The 20,449-nt window shown below is 37.8% G+C and carries 19 protein-coding genes; 2 read left to right on the top strand and 17 right to left on the bottom strand.

Annotated elements, in window-relative coordinates:
• Positions 1–420: 420 nt before the first annotated feature.
• Positions 421–1,890, bottom strand: a complete 1,470-nt coding sequence (locus tag BN985_RS08265) for an RNA-guided endonuclease InsQ/TnpB family protein (RefSeq protein WP_042222488.1) — start codon at positions 1,888–1,890, stop codon at positions 421–423.
• A gap of 172 nt (positions 1,891–2,062) precedes the next feature.
• Positions 2,063–3,166 carry an MGDG synthase family glycosyltransferase gene (locus tag BN985_RS08260; protein ID WP_042222485.1) on the bottom strand — a complete coding sequence of 368 codons (1,104 nt, stop codon included), beginning with the start codon at positions 3,164–3,166 and terminating at the stop codon, positions 2,063–2,065.
• An 88-nt stretch (positions 3,167–3,254) separates the two neighbouring features.
• Here BN985_RS08260 and BN985_RS08255 point away from each other — a divergent pair, with 88 nt between their 5' ends.
• Positions 3,255–4,073, top strand: coding sequence for a metallophosphoesterase (locus BN985_RS08255; RefSeq protein ID WP_042222484.1), 819 nt, complete (start codon positions 3,255–3,257; stop codon positions 4,071–4,073).
• On the opposite strand, the gene BN985_RS08250 is transcribed toward BN985_RS08255, so the two are convergent.
• From BN985_RS08250 to ftsE, 6 genes are all read right to left on the bottom strand, one after another.
• The gene (locus BN985_RS08250; RefSeq protein WP_232225560.1) at positions 4,067–4,618 is read right to left on the bottom strand and encodes a YkoP family protein; all 552 of its coding nucleotides are present in this window, start codon (positions 4,616–4,618) and stop codon (positions 4,067–4,069) included. The two genes, BN985_RS08255 and BN985_RS08250, sit on opposite strands and share 7 nt — an antisense overlap.
• Before the next feature lie 155 nt (positions 4,619–4,773).
• Entirely contained in the window at positions 4,774–5,997 is a 1,224-nt protein-coding gene (locus tag BN985_RS08245; protein ID WP_232225559.1) for a PDZ domain-containing protein, read from the bottom strand.
• A gap of 194 nt (positions 5,998–6,191) precedes the next feature.
• Positions 6,192–7,640, bottom strand: a complete 1,449-nt coding sequence (locus tag BN985_RS08240) for a S41 family peptidase (protein WP_042222480.1) — start codon at positions 7,638–7,640, stop codon at positions 6,192–6,194.
• Between the two features lie 176 nt (positions 7,641–7,816).
• On the bottom strand, positions 7,817–9,271 hold the full coding sequence (locus BN985_RS08235; RefSeq protein WP_042222479.1) for a murein hydrolase activator EnvC family protein: 1,455 nt from the start codon (positions 9,269–9,271) through the stop codon (positions 7,817–7,819).
• 55 nt (positions 9,272–9,326) lie between these two features.
• Positions 9,327–10,220, bottom strand: coding sequence for a permease-like cell division protein FtsX (ftsX, locus tag BN985_RS08230; protein WP_042222476.1), 894 nt, complete (start codon positions 10,218–10,220; stop codon positions 9,327–9,329).
• Positions 10,210–10,896 (bottom strand): cell division ATP-binding protein FtsE, encoded by a 687-nt coding sequence (ftsE, locus tag BN985_RS08225; protein WP_042222475.1) that lies wholly within the window; start codon positions 10,894–10,896, stop codon positions 10,210–10,212. Before ftsE ends, ftsX begins: the two co-directional genes overlap by 11 nt.
• A gap of 480 nt (positions 10,897–11,376) precedes the next feature.
• Here ftsE and BN985_RS08220 point away from each other — a divergent pair, with 480 nt between their 5' ends.
• A complete protein-coding gene (locus tag BN985_RS08220; RefSeq protein ID WP_042222473.1) occupies positions 11,377–11,625 on the top strand; it encodes a hypothetical protein in 249 nt (82 codons plus the stop codon).
• Between the two features lie 56 nt (positions 11,626–11,681).
• Here BN985_RS08220 and cccB read toward each other — a convergent pair whose 3' ends face one another.
• From cccB to flaG, 9 genes are all read right to left on the bottom strand, one after another.
• The gene (gene cccB / locus BN985_RS08215; RefSeq protein WP_042222472.1) at positions 11,682–12,053 is read right to left on the bottom strand and encodes a cytochrome c551; all 372 of its coding nucleotides are present in this window, start codon (positions 12,051–12,053) and stop codon (positions 11,682–11,684) included.
• Between the two features lie 189 nt (positions 12,054–12,242).
• Positions 12,243–13,344 (bottom strand): peptide chain release factor 2 gene (gene prfB, locus BN985_RS08210; protein WP_156960102.1). Its coding sequence is split into 2 segments (ribosomal slippage): positions 12,243–13,271 and positions 13,273–13,344, totalling 1,101 coding nucleotides; the frame shifts between segments, so codons are not numbered across the junction.
• A 350-nt stretch (positions 13,345–13,694) separates the two neighbouring features.
• Complete coding sequence (gene secA, locus BN985_RS08205; RefSeq protein WP_042222466.1) at positions 13,695–16,211, bottom strand: preprotein translocase subunit SecA; 2,517 nt, start codon at positions 16,209–16,211, stop codon at positions 13,695–13,697.
• A gap of 240 nt (positions 16,212–16,451) precedes the next feature.
• Positions 16,452–16,607, bottom strand: coding sequence for a hypothetical protein (locus BN985_RS19025; RefSeq protein WP_156960101.1), 156 nt, complete (start codon positions 16,605–16,607; stop codon positions 16,452–16,454).
• 277 nt (positions 16,608–16,884) lie between these two features.
• Positions 16,885–17,442 carry a ribosome hibernation-promoting factor, HPF/YfiA family gene (gene hpf / locus BN985_RS08200; RefSeq protein ID WP_042222463.1) on the bottom strand — a complete coding sequence of 186 codons (558 nt, stop codon included), beginning with the start codon at positions 17,440–17,442 and terminating at the stop codon, positions 16,885–16,887.
• Positions 17,443–17,712: 270 nt separating this feature from the next.
• On the bottom strand, positions 17,713–18,066 hold the full coding sequence (locus BN985_RS08195) for a flagellar protein FliT (protein ID WP_042222461.1): 354 nt from the start codon (positions 18,064–18,066) through the stop codon (positions 17,713–17,715).
• Complete coding sequence (gene fliS, locus BN985_RS08190) at positions 18,066–18,464, bottom strand: flagellar export chaperone FliS (protein ID WP_084157481.1); 399 nt, start codon at positions 18,462–18,464, stop codon at positions 18,066–18,068. Before fliS ends, BN985_RS08195 begins: the two co-directional genes overlap by 1 nt.
• A 30-nt stretch (positions 18,465–18,494) precedes the next feature.
• The gene (locus BN985_RS08185; protein WP_042222457.1) at positions 18,495–20,042 is read right to left on the bottom strand and encodes a flagellar hook-associated protein 2; all 1,548 of its coding nucleotides are present in this window, start codon (positions 20,040–20,042) and stop codon (positions 18,495–18,497) included.
• A gap of 29 nt (positions 20,043–20,071) precedes the next feature.
• Positions 20,072–20,413 carry a flagellar protein FlaG gene (gene flaG / locus BN985_RS08180; RefSeq protein ID WP_042222455.1) on the bottom strand — a complete coding sequence of 114 codons (342 nt, stop codon included), beginning with the start codon at positions 20,411–20,413 and terminating at the stop codon, positions 20,072–20,074.
• Between the last annotated feature and the right edge of the window lie 36 nt (positions 20,414–20,449).

Raw genomic sequence — 20,449 nt, 5'->3', positions numbered from 1 at the left:
AACAAATATTCGATTATTTTGTTTTGACTATCTTACCATTATACCCTCTTTACCTACCGAAATATCAAAAGGACATGGATAAAGTGAAACTTCAATCAGCGGGGATTTTCAATATCCCTCACTGACTGTTACTTGAACGAATCGGGGTGTTAGCGTCCGTTTACTCCCACTAAAACTAACGGTTTCACTTCATGTTTTGAAGTGGGAGCCTTACGGACAGTTGCTCTAGGATAAAGTGAAACTTCCTTTGTTGAACTGAGATCTATTGGAAATTGAATACCTCACCTTAAATGCTTGGTTTCACCTCAAATTCTTACACAAGGGGTTTACATCCAGTTAAAGCGGAATTTAAGTAATGAATACTCCCGCCACTTAATTTCCTAACGAAAATTTGAAGTGGGGGTTTCTTTCGTGTCGAACTTAGTGAACGATTAACGAAAGTGGAGTTGACACGTTGATGGACTGACTACCATCCAACCCCTCTATTCCATTTGCAAGTGCATTTGGAAATGCTTTTCTTAAAATATTGCAGGCGCCGTTTACATCTGCGTTTAGTAGTGTTCCGTTCGAAGAACGGTACAAACCTCGCTTGATGCGTTTCCCCGAAAACACAGGTTTGTCCTTTGTTTTCTTTCCATATGTTGGGATAACATCGTTATCCAAGAAACTCGCTTTTGAGGTGTAGGACTCTTCGCGTATTTCAACTTTAATACCGTGTTCTGCAGCCTTATATTCGACCATATTTAATAACATTCCGTGCGGAATGCTGGTGAAGGATTGATTGTTCCTTTTGGACATATTTGTTTCCTGTTTCCATTGCTTGTTCAGTCCAATTACAATGGTTGATACATCCTCTCGGAGTGCAAGGTTAACGATATTACGGCTCGCCTTGTGGAACAAATCCTTTATTTTGCGTTGTCGTTTCTGGTACAGACCTGTGAGGGCATTTGAAGAGAAAGAACCCTCTTTCGCTCCCTTACCTTGGCGCAAGACGCCATATAAATGAGCTCTTTTTTTATTGTACAATTGATTAATGGATTTAATATTTTTGCCCTTTAACAAAACAGGTCGATAACCTGTGTTTGTAATAATAGTTGCTAAATTATCAATTCCCAAATCGATGGCCATGTACTTATTGTTGTCTGCTTTTGGTTCGTTCTTAGGCTGTGTTTCCTTTATCACTTCCACAACGTACTGGCCGTGTCTAGGGATAACTCGGACCTGTTTTAACTTGCCTTCGGTAAGTCCTAACTTGCCAATATTCAAACGTTCCTTGGTTTTAGGAAACTTTAAGAAACGTTGGTCTTTCACAACGCAATCTTGATTGCTAAAAACCACTTCTTTTTGCTTGGCCCGGGAGTAGTTCGGAATTCTTGGTCGGCCTTTGTATTTAGAAGGGTTCTTTTTGTAGTCTTTCAGACTACTAAAAAACGACTTCCAGTTCTGAAAAACGTTCTTCATGACTGCTTGAGCCGATTGTGTTGGCAAAGAACGGTAATCATTCTGAACCATGGATTTGAACAAAGCATCCAAAAAATTGTAATCAACAAAAGGTTTTTCTTGAGTTGGACCTTCGAAAAGATTACATTTCAACTCTTTTCGTTTTTCTTTTGGTTTCACTTTTTCTTTTTCTGCTTTTCGAAGATAAGCAGCTAGCTGCACATCATTCATTTTAGGTAAGTGTTTTTGGATATTTTCCAGCACTTCGTGTTGAAGAGGTTGAAGCTCTTTATCGCTTTTCAACGCTGTGTAAGCCTGACGAATATAAAAATTAGTCGTGTTATACATCTTCTTTGCATTAGAAGTGGCTTGTTCAAAATAATTGAACATGCGATGACCTTTTTTAACTAAAATTTGATCTGTTTTGTACTGTTTTTCTGTTGTAGCCATAGCTCCCATCTCCCAATACGAATGTATGTTTGTAAGATAATATTACCAAAAACAAATTAAAAAGTCTCTGATTTCGCCAGAAAATAAAAAAAGTCCATTCACCCCGCCACTTAGCAAGCTTGAAGTGGGGGTACTCTGGACGGATTTGATAGAAAAAACATTAGCGAATTTGCTAATGCTTGTCTATAATTTCTTTTAGAATCTCACTAATATCTCGAGTATCAAGGTTGGTATGATACTCTTCTACCCTTCTTTTATAGGACTGTATTTTTGTTTGGTCTTCTAGATAGCTAATAATTTGCTCTTCCACGTTTTTATCAGGGGACAATGCTAACATTAAGCCATGCTTGTCCAACTCTTTCATATTTATTTTCTCCTGACCTGGTAGGGCATGACTAACAAAAATAGGTTTTTGCTTTATCAGACACTCACTAATCGTGACACCGCCTGGTTTGGTTAATACTGCATCCACCTTATTATATAACGCATTCATTTCTTGCTTATTATTAATATATGGAATTGGGATGAGCTGCTCGTTCTTTCTTGCTGAAAGTCTTTTAAAGAGCTTTTCGTTATTGCCACAAAGAATAAAATAGCGAATAGAAGCGTTCTTTTTTTGTGGTAGCAGATTTTCCAATGAACCAGCTCCCATATTTCCTCCCGTAACGAGCACAGTATAATTTCCTTCCTCTTTTTGAATCGAGTTTGCTTCTTTAAATACAGAATGGACAGGGATTCCTGTAATATAAATACGTTCTCCATCCACTCCCAAGCGAATTAGGAAATTTTTTACTGTTAAAGAGGGCACCAAATGGTAATCTATCCCGTCAATTCCCCATACACGATTTACAAAAAAGTCAGTATACACATTTACAATTATCGCATTTAACTTACCCTTTTGCTTTAAAACAGAAGCCATATTTGAAGGCAATGCGTGTGTACAGAAGAGGAGTGAGGGATCTTTACTTGCTACTAGCTTGTGCATAAATGGTTTAAAGAGAAGCTCGTAATGAAGATGACGACTACGTTTACTAAGATTGCGAAAAGCCAAAAGGTGATATAGGCGATCATAGGAACTTGGGAAAAGGTGGATCCACTTCATATAGAATGCTGATACCAATTTTTCAGCCCCGCCATAGCTATAGGAAAGGATATCTACCTTGCTCATTCTTATATTTTCGCTAAGTTTTGCCGTTTCTTCCATAAGGGTATCTGCTACATGGTGATGCCCTGAGGCCATTTTCATAAATGGCAGAAATAACGCTTCTTTCTCCATCTCTCTCCTCCTCTTGCTTGATATACCGCTAATTACCAATGATTTGCCTACTTTTCACATGCTATAATAATCGTGGAGGCGATACTACATGACCTATCTAGCAATCGGAATATTACTAATTGTCACCTCGATCTTAATCTATAAAGCATATAGCAATACAAAAGACATTAAGTTTAATAAGATAAACATTGATTGTGAGAAGGCACCAACGCTTTCTTCCCTATCAATCCTTCATCTGTCTGATTTACATCTAGAAAATATCTCCATAACTCCCGATGAATTAGAACAGAAACTAGTTGGTGAAACACCCGATATAATAGCTCTGACAGGCGATTTTCTCGATAGAAAGAAATCAATACCAAGATTAGGTCCCTATTTAGAGGTACTGCAAAAAATGCAACCGAAATATGGTATGTATGCTGTATTAGGTAACCATGACTACGTACTAAAGGACATTGACCTATCACATTTAAAGCAAACCTTGTTAGATTACAACTGTTCTGTGCTACAAAACCAACACAAGACTTTATTGATAAATGAACATCCAGTTAACATTATCGGTATAGATGATTACAGTACGAACAGAAGTAATGTTGAGAAAGCCTTTCATGGTGCTGCAAGAGGAATGAATCTTGTTTTAACTCACGATCCTACCGTTGTGCTTGAAATGGAAGATCAATCCTTTGATTATCTCCTTGCAGGACATTTTCATGGGGGACAGATCTGCTATCCTAAAGCATACCACTTAGTTAAAATGGGAAAGCTTGCTAGGAAAAATATTGTGAAAGGATTGCATAAGCAATATGGGTGCCCTTTTTACATTAGTGAAGGTTTAGGCCAGACCGGTTTTAATATTCGAATAGGCAGTCGACCGGAAATAACGACACACACAATAAGCGGCTACTGATACACTTCTAATAGGTGTTGTTTAGACATAAATAAATATACTGGATCTTTACCAATACGCTTTTTCCCTGCAATGTAATTGATGGGGAGAAGCGTTATTTTTTTATAGGTGCGGTAGAAACTGTTTTTTATGGGTGCCGTTTCAAAGCCAAGTTTTCCAACCCCGCTACTCAATGAAGTGATGCCAATTATTCCTTTAATTTGCTCGTGATTTTGGTGTGTAGAAAGATAGGTCGCAAGCCTTGGTAAGGAACGTTTCATCATATGATAAATATAAACAGCTCTTTTCATCTCACTCGTAACACCGTCAAGCTCTTTTAGCATCCGCACGTTATGCAAATGAACTTTAAGAAGAAGGTCGTTTTTTGTAATAACAGTGCCATCTAGTAAAGTGAAGCTTGCACCTTTGTATCGAGTTACTCGAACTCGCAGGATTGTATTCGTTTTATTAGTTTCCTCCAAATACTGCAACCTTGTACATTTAAAATAAAGAGGATCAAGATAAATCCATGCATTCATTAGATAGCTTTTCATCATTTTATCCATTCCATTCCTTAAACTTAGGAATAGTTTTAGATGATATCAAATAAATTATTGAAGGAATAATATGGATTTTAGGCTTTTTGCCTGAGAAAAGCGTGTTTAGCATAAAAAAACCAGGCAATCGATTAATTCGATGCCCAGTTCTTCTTTTTTTCTTATTAAGCTTCCTTACGACGATATGGCGTATCACTAAATAGCAATCCCAATTCATGGTGATCTCCTTGATAGAGTGCACCTTGAACAAACCTGAGTTCCCCATTTAAATCCTCGATATCTAATTTAAAATAGGCACCACTTGCCTGCAACGACTGGTAAAAAGAATCAATACTGTTTACCTTTTGCCCATTAACTTTCATGATGTTTTCTCCGACTTTAATATCCAAGCGATCAGCAGGCGTACCAGGGATAACTCCAAGCACTTTTAATCCGTTGTTCATCGGGTGGAAATAACAACGTCTCAATCGCTCACTATTACGATGTCGATAATTGATATATTCTTTACCAAAAATAGTTACCACCACCGCTACGAGAGACAATGGGGAAAAGAACACACCTCCAACAGCTAGTCCCGCAGCACCAATACCAAGCAATATAATAGGTACTGCTATCTTATTTGCGGCTTCTTTCGGATACCTCCCACGGACCTTATAATCTACCCCAAGCAAAAAGGGAAATAAAATGATGCTGTATGATTGCTCACCGAAAGAAACGTACGGCCAGAAATCAGCAAATGGTGTAATTAAACCTGATGGAAGGAGAAGAAAAAATGGAATCATTGCTAGTTTTTTAAGATGATGTTCTCCAACCCAAACCCCACGGTTACTAAGGGACAGGCCGGGAAAAGTATCTTTCATGTTTGTTCGTTTTAATAGCAAACCTTCTGCTATTAAAAGAACGCCTAGTAATAGTGGGAATGCAGCTAAATTGATTGGATCAAAAATATCTTCCCTAATCCACTGTTGATTTTCAAGAAGGGTGGGAACAAATAATAATAACACGAAAGAAATACCTATCGTATAAACAGGAGATAAAAACATAAACCTGCCTGATATACTGAATAAAATAGCTATGAAGCTTAATAACAATAACGATGGGTATGATACTACAAAACCTGTGCCTATCATGATTACAGAAATAACAAAACCTGTAACAAGAGAAAACAACCACGTTGATCTCCATTCAGAAAACACATCAAATATTTTCGTTCCAAAGTTTTGCCTCTCTCGTTTCACCCGTCTATAACCTGCAAGCAGTAATACGATGACAAACCAATACAATAACGGGTTTAATAATAGCTTGGCCACCCCTTTAGCAAGCTCTACTAGCCATGCTTCCACCATAACGATCACCTCTTTTGCTGTATCTATGTTCTTGCCTTGCATTCGTTCATATCTTGTTATGAAATAATTTTACCATACAATGGAGAAGGTTAGTATATTAATAGATTTGTTCCTAGAAATTTTGATACGTAGATTATCTATTCTGATACCTGTATTGGTACTCTATATGCTATTAAATTAAATAGCATAAATGAAAAATAGAGCAAGGACTTAGTCCCTGCTCTCCACCAAAATTACTAGTATATCTCTTCTAATGATTTCTCTAACTGTCTATCGTCTTCACCACTGCGTATTTTATCAATAATTTGTGCTTCAATTAATCCGGCCGTTTCTTCATTAACTTTGCCGGTTACATCCAGGTCATTTTCTTCTTGGAAGGAATTCACTGCCGACTCGGTTTCTTCACTAAAATAACCGTCCGTTCTACCTGGGTTATAACCGAGACCTTCAAGCATAATTTGAACATTTTCAATAGCATCCGCTGTTTGATCAAATTCCAATGCTTCCTCAATTTGAATAGGATTCGTATAGAAATAATCAGCTTGTTTCACTTCGACAGTAGGTTCTACACCCTTCTCGTGGATAGACTCGCCTTCAGGAGATAACCATTTATAAAAAGTTAACTTAATGGAGCTACCGTCCCCCATTGGTACTGCTTGTTGTACAGTTCCTTTTCCGAAGCTAGTCTGGCCTACAATATCGTAGCCCATTTCTTTCATAGCTACAGCAAGTATTTCTGATGCGGAAGCACTTCCTTCATCAATCACGACACTCACTGGGTAATCTTTTTTCTCACTTAAATCTGAAAAATAAGGTGTTTTCTCTCCGTTTTTATCTTCAATTTGCAAATATGGCATATCTTCAGGAACAAAGAGCTTTAGCATGTCTTCTACAGCCGTAAGTAATCCACCAGGATTGCCACGCACGTCTATTACTAAGCCTTCAATACCTTCCTCTTCCAACATTGTCAATTGTTCTTCAAATTCTTCTGCTGTATGCTCAGAAAAGTTCGTAACTTCAAGCACTCCAGTTTTCTTTCCATCTATTTCTTCAATACTATTGTACACTGTTTCAAGTGGAATAGTGTCGCGTACAATAGTAATGTCAAATGGATCAGATGCGCCAGGACGCTGAATCTCTAATACAACCTCTGAACCTTTCTCACCACGTATCTTAGCGACTGCCTCGTTTAAATCCAAACCTTCCACACTTTCCCCATCAACACTTAAAACTTGATCATTCGGACGCAAGCCTGCTTTTTCAGCAGGAGAGTCTTTAATCGGCGCTACGATCGTTACCATGCTGTTTACCATACTAACCTCTGCACCAATTCCTTCAAATGAAGATTCAATCTGCTCATTAAACTGAGCCATGGTTTCGACATCCATATAAGAGCTATAAGGGTCTTCCAGTGTAGAAAGCATACCTTGTATAGCACCTTCGATTAACGTACTATCTTCTACGTCCTCTAAATAGTTATCCTTTATTAATGAAAAAGCTTGCTCTACTTTTTCTATGTCAGATGTACTTGTTTCTTCTGTACTAGGTATTGTCTCTATTGTTTGCTCAGTACTTTCTTCATTATCTCCCTGTCCTGCTAGCTGTACGCCAAAATAGGCACCTGCAAACCCTAGAAGGAGTGCAGCAAGAAGCAGCAGAATTATATGTGACCTTTTCAAACTCATTTTTCCACCTCGATAGTTGTTAGTCTAATAATACTTTTCATCACATCTTACAAAAGCATACCATTATCTTCTACTTATGACTATGGTTTTCCTGCACGTTTTATGTAATACATTTATGGGAATAGAATAAAAAGACATCACACATAGAGAGTGATGTCTTTAGTTAAAAGAATGTTTTAATAGAATTTCATTGGGTCTACTGCATTACTTTTGGCTCCATTCCATGGTCCCTCATGGATCTCGAAGTGAAGGTGAGGCCCAGTACCAATTCCTGTATTCCCCGTCTGCCCAATAACTTGTCCTTGTGACACACTTTGTCCAACTGATACGGAAACATTATTTAAGTGTGCATATAGTGTTGTATAAGTTTTCCCATTTAAGTGATGGGAAACCATGATTGTTTTACCATATCCGTTCATTGTACGGGTGCTAATTACGACACCTGAGGCCGCTGCTTTTAATTCGCCATATCTCACACCAATGTCAATGCCATAATGCGGACTAACATATCCCTTAACAGGATGCATTCGATTTAAGTTGAATGGAGATGTCAATCCACCTTTTGCTGGCCAGATAAACAATCCGCTACCACTGCTCGAAGGAGTCGATGTAGTGGTGTTTGTATTTGAGCTAGTATTAGACGAAGCTGACTGGGACGAACCAGTGTTTGAAGAAGGTGCTTTTTCTTTTGTCTGCTCAGCTTTTCTCTTCTCTGCAGCACGTTTTTCAGCTTCTCTCTTTTCCGCTTCTTTTCTTGCAGCCTCTTCACGTGCTAACTGCTCTAATTTACCTTTTTCTGATTCTGCTAGTGTTTTAGCTTTCGCTACCGCATCAGCTTGTGCTGCAAGAATTTGTTGTTCATCTTCAAGGCTAATTTTGTAATTTTCAAGGTCAATGTACTCTTCTTCTAGCTTAGCCATTAATGACTTCTTTTTCTTCTTTTGATCATCAAGATCATCTTTAAGTACAAGTAATTCTTCTTTTTGCCCTTCTAGCGCAACTTTCTTCTCTTCCACGGAAGCTTTGCTCTCTTCTACTTCAACTTTATTAGCCTCGAGCGTGTTTTTGTCAGACTCCTGTTCTTCCATGATGCTTTTATCTTGGTCCATTATCGTGTTTACTGCTGAACTGCGATTAATGAAGTCTCCAAAGCTTTTTGAACCTAGAATAACTTCGATATATTTCATATTTCCGCCACTCTTTTGAATTGCTCTTAAGCGTTCTTTTATAAGTTTATCCCGCTCTGCAATTCTTTCCTTTAATACTACTATCTCTTCTTTCAATTCTACTATTCTATCTTCTAGCTTTTTAATTTCATCATTAGTAGACGTAATCTCTTGTTCTTTTGACGCAATATCATTTTGTGTTTTCGCTAATTTATCGTCAATTGAATTAATTTCACTTTCAACGGTAGTTTGTTTCTCTTCATTTTCACCCATTTTGCCTTCTGTTTCGTTCTTATCACCTGAGATATTTCCCTGTTTCTGTTTCAGGTCATTTTGTTCTTCTTCTAATTCATTAATTTTCTTCTCTAATCCACCAATAGACTCTGCTGAAACGGTAGTCCCACCAAAGGAAATGCTGGTGACTGCCAAAGTTGTTGCAAGTAAAAATGAGGCATATTTTTTCATCGTTTTGCTTTCCCCTTCCCTTTGTACAAAAATGGTAGTTTCTTTTTATCTAGAGCTATACTTTTAGGAATTTACGTACACTCATCACACTGCCCCAAATTCCAATAAACGCACCAATTCCCAAAATAATAAGGGAAAGTTGCCATGCAAATGGGTTAAATGGTAAAACTTCTACAAAGCTGTATGAGATACGATCACTTACATTGTTTGCCAAATAATAATACCCTGTAAGAATTACTCCAATTGGAATAATAGATCCTAATATGCCTAACATTAATCCTTCAATAAAGAACGGCCATCTAATAAAACCATTTGTAGCTCCAACGAGTTTCATAATACCAATTTCTCTACTGCGTGCCATAATTGTAATTTTAATTGTGTTTGAGATTAGGAAGATTGCTGTAAATACTAGTCCGATGATTAGAGCTAAGCCAATATTTCTTGCGTATTTATTAAAAGTGAATAATCTTTCGACTACTCCTTTACCATAATTTACTTCTTGCACACCATCCATTTCACTTATTTGATCTGCAACATCTATCGTGTCTTCCGGGTCCGTTGTTTTTACAACATAAACATGATTTAAGGGGTTGTCCTGTTCAAATAGCTCCCAAGATCTCCCTTCATCTCCCATGCTTTCAATAAGTTTTGCCAGCTCATCATCTTTAGATGAGAAAGAGACCGTTTCGACACCATTAAGTTCTTCTATTTCATTACCTAAATTCGTAATTTCTTCTTCGTTTAATGTCAAATCAATGAGTGTAGTTATTTCTACATCTTGTTCTATGTTATCTGCCATTTGATTTAGGTTAAGCATGAGTGCGAGAAACGCTCCAACAAGAATTAATGTTGTGGTTACTGCTCCCACCGATGCTACTGTCATCCATCCATTTCGGCCTATGTTTTTTAAGCCTTCACGAAAATGTCGCATCACTGTTCTAAACTTCATAGCCGTATTCTCCTCGGTGTTCGTCTCTTACAATTAAGCCATCCTCTATTGCAATAACACGTTTCTTAATTGTGTTTACTATTTCTTTGCTGTGGGTTGCCATGAGAATGGTAGTACCTCTAGCATTAATTTCTTCAAATGTTTTCATAATTCCCCAAGAAGTATCCGGGTCTAAGTTTCCTGTTGGTTCGTCTGCAATAACAATTTTAGGATTGTTAACTATTGCCCGGGCAATAGAAACACGTTGCTGCTCTCCACCAGAAAGCTCGTCAGGAATAAATCTTGCTTTGTTTTTCAACCCTACCAGGTCTAGTACTTCCATGACGCGATTGCGGATTTTTTTAGGAGATTCCTCAATAACTTCTAAGGCAAATGCAATATTTTCATAGACTGTCAGTTTTGGCAGCAACTTAAAGTCCTGAAAAATAACCCCTATATCACGTCTGAGAAGTGGAACCTTCTTTTCTTTAAGCTCACTCATATTCATTTCATTAATAAGAATGCTTCCTTTAGAAGGTTTTACTTCACGGTAAATTAGTTTAATAAAAGTCGATTTCCCAGCACCACTTGGTCCAACAACATAAACAAACTCACCTTGCTTTATATCAACATTAACGCCATTCAGCGCGGTAACCCCATTGGGATATGTTTTATATACATCGTTCATTAATATCATTTAATCACCTTTGCTTTTTTGTTAACTTCTACACTGTGTGTGTTCTACCCTATGACTATATTGTGGTAGGTGGTTATGTACCCAATACTTACCTAGTATAACATCTTTCGCCACGATTTTTAGACACAAAATTATTACATTTATGTTTCAAGAGTTTGCAATTGACACTATTTGTAATATGCTGGTGATACATGTAATAATCGCCATCCTACTAAAGATAATATTCGTTTTTAAGTGTGATTTTCTGACTTTCTTGATTACAAAGATATATCAATGTAGAACTCGGCCATAGGTAATGGAAGTTTTTGTGGAAGATTATGGATGGGTAACTCTTTAATAAACGAGGGCAGTTCTTTTAATAGGGAGATAGTGTTTCTACACGGTGTAATTTAAGTGAAGTACACTAAAAAATGGGATTGAATCTTTAATGAAAAAATAACGTATAAGTAATATATAAATCTTACTAATGGGGGGAGCGTAATGTTATTCTTTGTCATAGTACTTTCAATACCTGTATATGTCTTATGCATTTGGAGTCTATATGAACCAGAAGAAAGCTTTTTATTTCTAGACCGATGGCGATATAAAGAAACGCCTGAGTTGTCGGATATTCAGATTAAGTTAATAAGAATTGGAAGTGTGATTACTATGGTTCTATGGACTATATTTCTTATTGTCACTGCAATTGAAACCTTTACACCTGATCCGCCTATGTTCCCGATGGAATAAATTTGCTCAACATAAAAAAGGCCCAACGCTTATTAAGCATTTAGACCTTTTATCCTTTATTTCTTTTCAGCTAACCAATTGGCAAGAAGATCAACGTCATCTCCAGTAGCCTGTCCTGGCGGCATGGAACCTTGTCCATTGTTAATAATGTCTGCAATTTGATCCGCTGAGTATTTTTCCCCTGCATTTGTTAAAGCAGGACCAACACCACCGGATAAGTCAGCACCGTGACAGCTTGAACAGTTGCTCCGAAAAGCATCTTCGGCTGCAGCTGTATCGACTGTACCTCCAGCACCTTCATCTGATTGGTTGGCTTCTTCTTCTGTTGCCCCATCATTAGCGGGTTCTTCTGAAGCATCATCTCCGCCACCACAGGCGCCTAAAACAAGGGCAGAGCCAAATAATACGGTAAATAACCATTTTTTCATAGCATAGTTACCCCCCTTTTTAAACTTTTGTTACGTTTCAAGGATTATTATAACCTAATTAGAATTTTTAAAACCGATATATAAAAATCCATCCTTAAAGTCTTAGGGGAAAAATGGCTTTAGACCCAATCAGGTCAATTGTTTCCTAAGTTGTTACAATTTCATGAAATGTATTATTGTTCACTAACTCTAACCCATTTGTGAACGCAAATATGCATCAATAAATGGATCAATTTCTCCATCCATAACGGCTTGTGTGTTTCCCATCTCCGTGTTCGTACGGTGATCTTTTACCATAGAGTATGGATGAAACACATAGGAGCGAATTTGGCTACCCCAACCAATTTCCTTTTGTTCTCCACGAATTTCAGCTAGTTCCTGCTGTTGCTTTTCAATTTCTAACTGATAAAGCTTCGATTTTAACATTTTCATTGCTGCTTCTCTATTTTTAATTTGGGACCGTTCATTTTGACATGTAACGATAACATTTGTGGGTAAATGGGTAATACGAACGGCGGAGTCTGTGGTGTTAACATGCTGACCACCTGCGCCACTTGCTCTGTAGGTATCCACCTTAATATCTTCAGTTCGAATGTCAATATCCACATCATCCGACATTTCTGGCATAATGTCACATGAAGCAAAAGAGGTATGTCTCCGACCAGAAGAATCAAATGGCGATATTCTTACGAGACGGTGAACACCTTTTTCTGCCTTAAGATACCCGTAGGCATTGTGTCCTTTAATTAGGAGGGTAACACTTTTAACACCAGCTTCTTCCCCTGCAAGGTAATCGAGCATCTCCACTTTGAAATCTTTTGCTTCCGCCCAGCGCTGGTACATACGTAATAACATACTTGCCCAGTCCTGTGATTCTGTTCCACCTGCACCTGGATGAAGCTCTAAAATAGCGTTGTTCGCATCATATGGTTCACTTAATAGCATAAGCAATTCAAATTCATTAACGTCCGAAATGATCGCTGCCATGTCTCCAGCTAATTCTTGAAATAATTCCTGATCGTTTTCCTCTTTTACAAGCTCATACGATACTTCCAGATTTTCAATTCTCTCTTCCAATGCTTCAAAGTTTTCCGAATAACTTTTTAAGCCGTTTACTTCATTGATTACTTTTTGAGCTGTTTCCTGATCATCCCAAAATCCTGGATCAGTCATTTCCAGTTCAAGTTCCTGGATACGTGCTTTTTTATTATCGAGGTCAAAGAGACCCCCTAAAGTTCTCTATTCGGGTATTTAATTTATCCAATTCATTTCTTATTTCAGCTAATTCCATGCTATTCACCTCTGTTAGTAATATGTAGGAAAGGGGCTGTGACGCAACGTCCCAGCCCTTTCAAAATGCGAACAATAAAATAAGAAAAAAGACTGCTTCATTACCGCTACGGAAAATACTCCGCTTTCCGTGGGCACGGCCTTAGTCTCCTCAGAAGTAAAAATCGCTTCTTGCGGGGCCTTCGGACTCGTGCTGTTCCCACAGGAGTCTACGCATTTCCCTTCGCTAAAGTGTGATTAACACAAAAGATTAGGGACTATCCTAATTGCCCGCACCTTTTCTTCATTACTTCGTTTGAACTTCAGATTTTTTCTTGTTTAATATTCTTAAGACCTATCCTCTTTGAAATTTTAATTTCCGTGACAATTTTTATATTTTTTGCCGCTTCCACATGGGCAAGGGTCATTTCTTCCTACATCTTGTTTTTTAATGAATGGTTTACGGCTTTTCTTTTTCTCCTCTTGGTTACCGGAGACAGCCTGTGTATTTTTAACAACTTCCTGTCGTTGCAAGTTATCACGGATTTGTGCTTTCATGATATATTTCGCAACTTCTTCTTCAATGTTTTCGATCATCACTTCAAACATTGCGAAGCCTTCAAGCTGATACTCACGAAGTGGATCATTTTGTCCGTATGCACGTAAGTGAATTCCCTGGCGGAGTTGGTCCATTTGATCAATATGATCAGTCCATTTCGTATCCACAGTGCGTAGAAGAATTACTTTTTCAAACTCACGCATCTGCTCTTCCGTTAACTCTTCTTCTTTTTCATCATAACGGTTACGGACTTTATCCAAGATTAATGCATTAATCTCTTCTGGTTCTTTACCGCTTAAATCATTTTCGGTCACATCTTCTGGTGGAAGAAGGTTACCTTCAACATATTCAACAATTGCTTTTAAATCCCAGTTATCATTATCATCATCTTGAGTATGTGTTGCAACCACACGATCCAGCGTGGAAACAATCATTTTTTCGATAATGTCACGCAATTCTTTGCCATCCGACTCAATAACGTCAAATCGCTGTTTATAAATGATTTCACGTTGTTCACGTAGAACGTCATCATAAGAAAGCACTGTTTTACGTGCGTCAAAGTTATTTCCTTCAACCCGTTTCTGTGCCGATTCTACTGCACGAGAAACCATCTTACTTTCAATTGGCTGGGTATCATCCATGCCAAGACGTTCCATCATAGACCTTAAATTATCAGAACCAAATCGGCGCATTAATTCATCTTCCATGGATAGATAAAATTGCGACATACCTGGATCCCCTTGACGACCTGAACGTCCACGAAGCTGGTTATCAATACGTCTAGATTCATGACGTTCTGTACCAACTACAGCCAGTCCACCTATATCTTTCACACCATCGCCAAGTTTAATATCTGTACCACGACCAGCCATGTTGGTAGCAATGGTCACAGCTCCTTTTTGACCAGCATTCTCAATGATTTCTGCCTCTCTATAATGGTTCTTCGCATTTAAAACATTATGGCGTACTCCTGCTCTTTTTAGCATTTGAGAAATTAATTCTGACGTTTCTACAGCAACCGTACCAACAAGCACAGGTTGTCCTGCCTCGTTTTTTTCTTTAATTGATTCTACTACAGCCTGAAATTTACCTTCCATGGACTTATAGATTAAATCAGCTCGGTCGTCACGTACGATTTCTCGGTTAGTCGGAATCGCTATAACATCCATGTTGTAAATATTCCTAAATTCTTCTTCCTCTGTCTTAGCAGTACCTGTCATACCCGACAACTTATTGTACATGCGGAAAAAGTTCTGGAATGTGATGGATGCAAGTGTCATGCTCTCATTTTGAATTTGCAGTCCTTCTTTGGCCTCAATTGCTTGATGCAGGCCATCACTATACCGACGTCCTTTCATAAGGCGCCCGGTAAACTGATCGACAATTACGACTTCATCTTCCTGTACGACATAGTCAGCGTCACGATGCATAGATACATGTGCTTTTAACGCTTGATTTATATGATGTGTTAAGGAAACATTATCTAGATCATATAAATTTTCGATAGAGAAATATTTTTCTGCTTTTGTAATACCTTCCTCAGTAAGTTGTACACCTTTAGTTTTCTCATCGTACGTATAATCATCATCTACTGTTAGATTACTTACAAACCCATCTGCACGCTGATATAGGGACGCTGATTTTTTTGCAGACCCTGATATAATTAGTGGCGTTCTAGCTTCATCAATTAAAATGGAATCAACTTCATCAATAATGGCAAAGTTTAATGGACGCTGCACCATTTGTTCTTTATAGAGCACCATGTTATCACGTAAATAGTCAAAGCCAAATTCATTATTCGTTCCGTAGGTTATATCACTGTAATATGCGTCACGCTTTTGCTCTTTTGTAAGTCCATTACCATTTAGGCCGACTGTCAATCCAAGAAATGAGAAGAGTTCCCCCATTTCTTTCGCATCACGGTCTGCCAGGTATTCGTTGACTGTGATAATGTGAACACCTTTACCCGATATGGCATTTAGATATGATGGCATGGTAGAGGCAAGCGTTTTACCTTCCCCTGTTTTCATTTCTGAAATATTCCCTTCATGAAGGGCGACCGCACCCATCAGCTGTGTCTGGAAAGGTCTCATTCCAAGCACTCGTTTAGCAGCTTCACGCACAATTGCATAGGCTTCAACCAATAAATCATCAAGGGATTCACCTTGTTCATAACGCTGTTTAAATTCTTCTGTTTTCAATTGTAACCCGTCATCTGTTAATTTTTCTATTTCAGGCTCTAAGGCCTCTATTTGATCTACTTTTTTTTGTAATCGATTAATCTGTTTTTGGTTACCATCACCAAAAAGCTTTTTAATTAATCCTGCCATAGTAAACGCTCCTCAATTTCAACTTAATCATTTGAAAATAATATATAGTCCACAATTAATAATAACACTTTATAAAGAAAGATGACAACTGGCTACCCCAACGTTAAAGGTTTCTGTGTTTAAAAATATAGACGAAAATTGTAGAGGACTAGAAAAGAGCAGTCCGGGGATGAACTGCTCTTTTACATTGAGGGATGTTGAGGTAACATTAATGGAAGGCAACTAATCTTGCGAGGAGATCTAGGATGTTCCAGCTAGGGATTCTTGCCGGGCTGATATGTCTGTTACTCTTCTGTTGGTTGCGGCTATAATTTCTACAAGCTGTGTAATGGTTTCTTCTTGTTGTTGTACTTTTTTAGACAACGTTACTAATAGTCTTCGTTCTTTTTCACTCATATCACACCTCCTGATTCCATTGACCCATTTATAGCATGAAATAGGACTTTTTGGCTAATAGTCATTTTCTTATTTTAGGTACCCATTCGACAAAATATAAGAGAGAAATAAAGGTATTCGACATGGATATTTACAAAACAAGATTATTTACAGCAGAAAATGCGATCTAAAATCCTATTTCGGTGTTTTGATCTACATTTTTCGACATCGTGAAAAATAGCATGCAAAAAGCGACCCCTCAGCTTTCAAGGGATCGCTTTATTTCTAGTTTTTATTATTATGCATTTGGTTCAATCAATCCGTAACGTCCATCTTTTCTTCGATAAACTACGTTGGTGTCTCCTGAAACATCATTTGTGAAAACATAAAATGCGTGTCCAAGCATGTCCATCTGCAATACTGCTTCTTCAGAGTCCATTGGTTTTAAGTTAAATCGCTTCGTTCTTACAATCTCAATATCTGATGATTCATCTTCAACAGCTACACTTGCTGCTTCTTTTTCTAAATCCGCAAAAACATGCTTAGCAGCACCATTTTGTCTCGTTTTACGATTTACTTTTGTTTTATACTTTCGAATTTGTCTTTCAAGCTTATCGACAACCAAGTCAATGGCAGCATACAGGTCAATGTGTTGGACTTCCCCACGCAATAGTAGGTTTGTCATTGGAATCGTAACCTCAATTCGCTGCTCATCATTATAGACACTTAAATTCACATGTACATCCGATATTGGCGTTGAATCAAAATACCTTTCTAGTTTACTGATCTTTTTCTCTACATATTCTCGTATTGAGCCAGTCACCTCTAGATTTTCACCACGAATGTTAAATTTCATTAAAGTGTCCTCCTTTCATCTTGTACCTATATTATACTATGTTTCCCATGAAAATTCCTGCATAAACCCCGTACAAATTCTAATATAGCTTACTTTTTTACGAATTTTCTGTACAAAACCCTGTCACACCGCTTTACACTCGCTTCATAAAGTTTACAATAATAAAAACAAATTTTCTTTTTTGTTAATAAAGAGTTTAGATTCTTTCAATGTTTTGATCGAGCTCAACTAATAAACACCCACGAAACATTTCTGCTCCGTGGGTGTTTATTAGTTTCTGCTATCCATAAATTTCCCATCTCGAGAACTCACTTTTTCATATGGATTAATATAAGTACGATTTGATTTCTTTTGTTTTTTGACCTGTTTCATTTCCAACTTAAGGTCACGGAATAAACTTTCCATTTTCTCTTCAATCGTCCGATTCATCCCTAAAAGCAATTCACCTAGCTGTATTTCTTCATTGGAAAATGGGGGAAATACTTTTTCCATCTGCTTTCCTCGCAACTCCACCAACTGATTGACCTGCTCTATAATGGTTTCTCTGTTTTTTGGAGTTGTCTCCTGGCTTAATACTTTTTCAAGTCTAAGGGTAACATCATATACAGGCTTAACACGATTCATTACACTTGCGCGCCCTGTGTATAAGTAGTCTGTCGGCTTTTTAGGATCACTTGTTTCCACGTATCCCTAAAATCCACTGTTAGTCCGAGCACTTCTTGTAAAATAGCAGGGTCATTTTTTATATTGGCTTCTTTTAGCTGAAAATGCATGTACTCATACAATGGTAAGATTTGCTTAGAAATCTCAACCTTTTGATCTAGTGTGATCATAAGTTCTTGTATGATGTTTTGCGCCTTTTGAATATTGGTGTTCTTCTGTTCAAACTCACCATTTTCAATATTTCTGCTCGCCTGCTTAATGAATTTAATACAGCCATTATAAAGCATGAGAGTCAATTCCCCGCTAGATGCTGTATTTACTGCGTTGTTCTGGTACGCCTGATACTGCTTAGTCGACAATACACTCACTCCTCTGTTGGTATTCCATTTTTACATTTGGCCTCCGCCAAATTGTGACATTAGTTGAGCGGACTGGTTATTCATTCGGGAAATCGCTTTTTCCATTGCAGTAAATTGGTTCCAGTAACGGGTTTCTACCTGTGTAAGCCTATCTTCAAAAGCAGATATTCGTGTATCTAACTGCTTCATTCGTTTGCCAAGGGTATAACTTTCCAACGTTGTACTTGTAGCTTTTCCAGCCCGTTCTCCAATCGTATTCATCGTCCGATCTAATGAATCTTCTAAACGATTGATAATTCCCCGATCAGTTCCATCACTACTATTAGCAAAAAGTTTCTGGACATCTGCCGGGTTCTCTTGTAAGGCTGTTCTTAATTCATCTTCATCAACGATTAACTTCCCACCATCCATGTAGTTAGAGGAGGTGGTGATGCCAATTTGCGTTAGGGATTTATATTCCCCATCTGTTTTAACTGAAGAGTACCAGCTTTGACGCATATCAAAAAGTCCTGACGTTAAGGAGGATTCCCCTCGGAGAATACCGCTTTTCGCTCGTTCTTCCCAACGTTCTATTTCATCCTCTGACATTTCTTCTTTTTGTTCTTCTGTTAAAGGTGGATAGTCACGGTATCTCTCTTCTTTTTGAACATCATTTATTTTTTCAACCACTTCATTATATTTATCAACGAACTTCATGATCTTTTCCACGGATGCATCTACATCATTTGATACTGTAAGCTTGGCAGATTCAGCCCCTGTTGTATTCTTGAAGTTAAATGTCATTCCATTTAGTTTATAGCTGTTTTCTTTGGACTCCACTTCGTGGACGCCATTGTATGTGAATTTTGCGTTTTGTCCACCTTTTTCAGAACCTTGGTCCATTCTTAAAACTTTGGCGAAGAAAGAATTGTCTTCAAAGGTGATTTCTTGTCCACCAGTATTATTATTTTCATCATTTTCTGGATCATTGAAATTCCCTGTACGAGTCGTTTCCATGATAACTTTATCTGTTACTTCATCATAAAATGCTCGTACATTGTTATCCTCATCGGTAATCCTTTTTAAGAGACTGTTAAGCGTGTCGCCGTCCTTAATATCAACAGTCTTTTCTTCAGGTTTGCCCTCGGAATTATATGTTGTAAAAGCTACGACACCTTTAAATTCCTCTATTACACTATCTGGCAGAGGCTCGGTAGCAGAAGTGACACGGATAAAGTTTTCATCTCCTGATACTTCTTCACTCAAGCTTTTTGTACTCACATTAATCGCATTCGTAGCAAGTTGCTCCACTTTCATCTCGAAGGAGCCATTAGAAGTACTTGGTGTTCCTGTTGCGGTTACTGCGCCTGCCATCGAAGAAGAGATCGTCTTCGGATTGTATGTCTTACTCAATTTCATATCAAGCATCAAGTTGTCGAGCTCTGATAATTTTGTGTTGATTTCACGGAATCCATCCCGTTTCCACTCCAGCATTGTTTTGTCTTGCTGCATTTTATCCAATGGCATTCGTTCTGCTGTCATAAGTTTATTTACTAGCTGATCTATGTCCATTCCGGATGCTAATCCACCAATACGCATGGTTATCCCTCCTCCTCATATCTTTCAATCTAGATCTTCTTATCAATTAAAATCCCCATGAATTCTGCCATATTAGCGTACATATCCAAAAACTTTTTAGGTGGAATTTCCTTAATTACTTCATTTGTTTCTGAATCCACTACTGACACATAATATTTCTCCAATTTATCATGGAGCTCAAATTTCAAATTAGTGCGTAATGGTTTCATCAATTCATTTAACGTATCGGCAGCCTTCTCTATGTCTGTTCTGTTAAACTCTGGTAGAAAATTATTTGTTTCACTTTTTCTATCTATCTCTGGAGCGATAGTCTTGTTGTTTTCACTTGATAGAAGAGGTAGTGATGTGTTTACAACATTATCTATGCGCATGTTCATGCAACTCCTCAACTATATTATTCAATTTTT

The organism is Oceanobacillus manasiensis, assembly GCF_000724085.1.
In the GTDB taxonomy this organism is placed as follows: domain Bacteria; phylum Bacillota; class Bacilli; order Bacillales; family Amphibacillaceae; genus Oceanobacillus_B; species Oceanobacillus_B manasiensis.
The sequence above is the reverse complement of the archived record's forward strand: the minus strand, read 5'-3'. Positions and strand labels throughout refer to the sequence as shown.

What these genes read in the sequence shown, in the direction of transcription:
- BN985_RS08250 (WP_232225560.1), bottom strand. Translation starts at nt 4,618, where the DNA reads ATGGATAAAATGATGAAAAGCTATCTAATGAATGCATGGATTTATCTT.
- BN985_RS08260 (WP_042222485.1), bottom strand. Translation starts at nt 3,166, where the DNA reads ATGGAGAAAGAAGCGTTATTTCTGCCATTTATGAAAATGGCCTCAGGG.
- BN985_RS19025 (WP_156960101.1), bottom strand. Translation starts at nt 16,607, where the DNA reads ATGAGTGAAAAAGAACGAAGACTATTAGTAACGTTGTCTAAAAAAGTA.
- BN985_RS08255 (WP_042222484.1), top strand. Translation starts at nt 3,255, where the DNA reads ATGACCTATCTAGCAATCGGAATATTACTAATTGTCACCTCGATCTTA.
- BN985_RS08235 (WP_042222479.1), bottom strand. Translation starts at nt 9,271, where the DNA reads ATGAAAAAATATGCCTCATTTTTACTTGCAACAACTTTGGCAGTCACC.
- BN985_RS08265 (WP_042222488.1), bottom strand. Translation starts at nt 1,890, where the DNA reads ATGGCTACAACAGAAAAACAGTACAAAACAGATCAAATTTTAGTTAAA.
- secA (WP_042222466.1), bottom strand. Translation starts at nt 16,211, where the DNA reads ATGGCAGGATTAATTAAAAAGCTTTTTGGTGATGGTAACCAAAAACAG.
- BN985_RS08185 (WP_042222457.1), bottom strand. Translation starts at nt 20,042, where the DNA reads ATGCGTATTGGTGGATTAGCATCCGGAATGGACATAGATCAGCTAGTA.
- BN985_RS08240 (WP_042222480.1), bottom strand. Translation starts at nt 7,640, where the DNA reads ATGAGTTTGAAAAGGTCACATATAATTCTGCTGCTTCTTGCTGCACTC.
- ftsE (WP_042222475.1), bottom strand. Translation starts at nt 10,896, where the DNA reads ATGATATTAATGAACGATGTATATAAAACATATCCCAATGGGGTTACC.
- BN985_RS08195 (WP_042222461.1), bottom strand. Translation starts at nt 18,066, where the DNA reads ATGAATCGTGTTAAGCCTGTATATGATGTTACCCTTAGACTTGAAAAA.
- BN985_RS08245 (WP_232225559.1), bottom strand. Translation starts at nt 5,997, where the DNA reads ATGCAAGGCAAGAACATAGATACAGCAAAAGAGGTGATCGTTATGGTG.
- BN985_RS08220 (WP_042222473.1), top strand. Translation starts at nt 11,377, where the DNA reads ATGTTATTCTTTGTCATAGTACTTTCAATACCTGTATATGTCTTATGC.
- flaG (WP_042222455.1), bottom strand. Translation starts at nt 20,413, where the DNA reads ATGCGCATAGATAATGTTGTAAACACATCACTACCTCTTCTATCAAGT.
- hpf (WP_042222463.1), bottom strand. Translation starts at nt 17,442, where the DNA reads ATGAAATTTAACATTCGTGGTGAAAATCTAGAGGTGACTGGCTCAATA.
- cccB (WP_042222472.1), bottom strand. Translation starts at nt 12,053, where the DNA reads ATGAAAAAATGGTTATTTACCGTATTATTTGGCTCTGCCCTTGTTTTA.
- ftsX (WP_042222476.1), bottom strand. Translation starts at nt 10,220, where the DNA reads ATGAAGTTTAGAACAGTGATGCGACATTTTCGTGAAGGCTTAAAAAAC.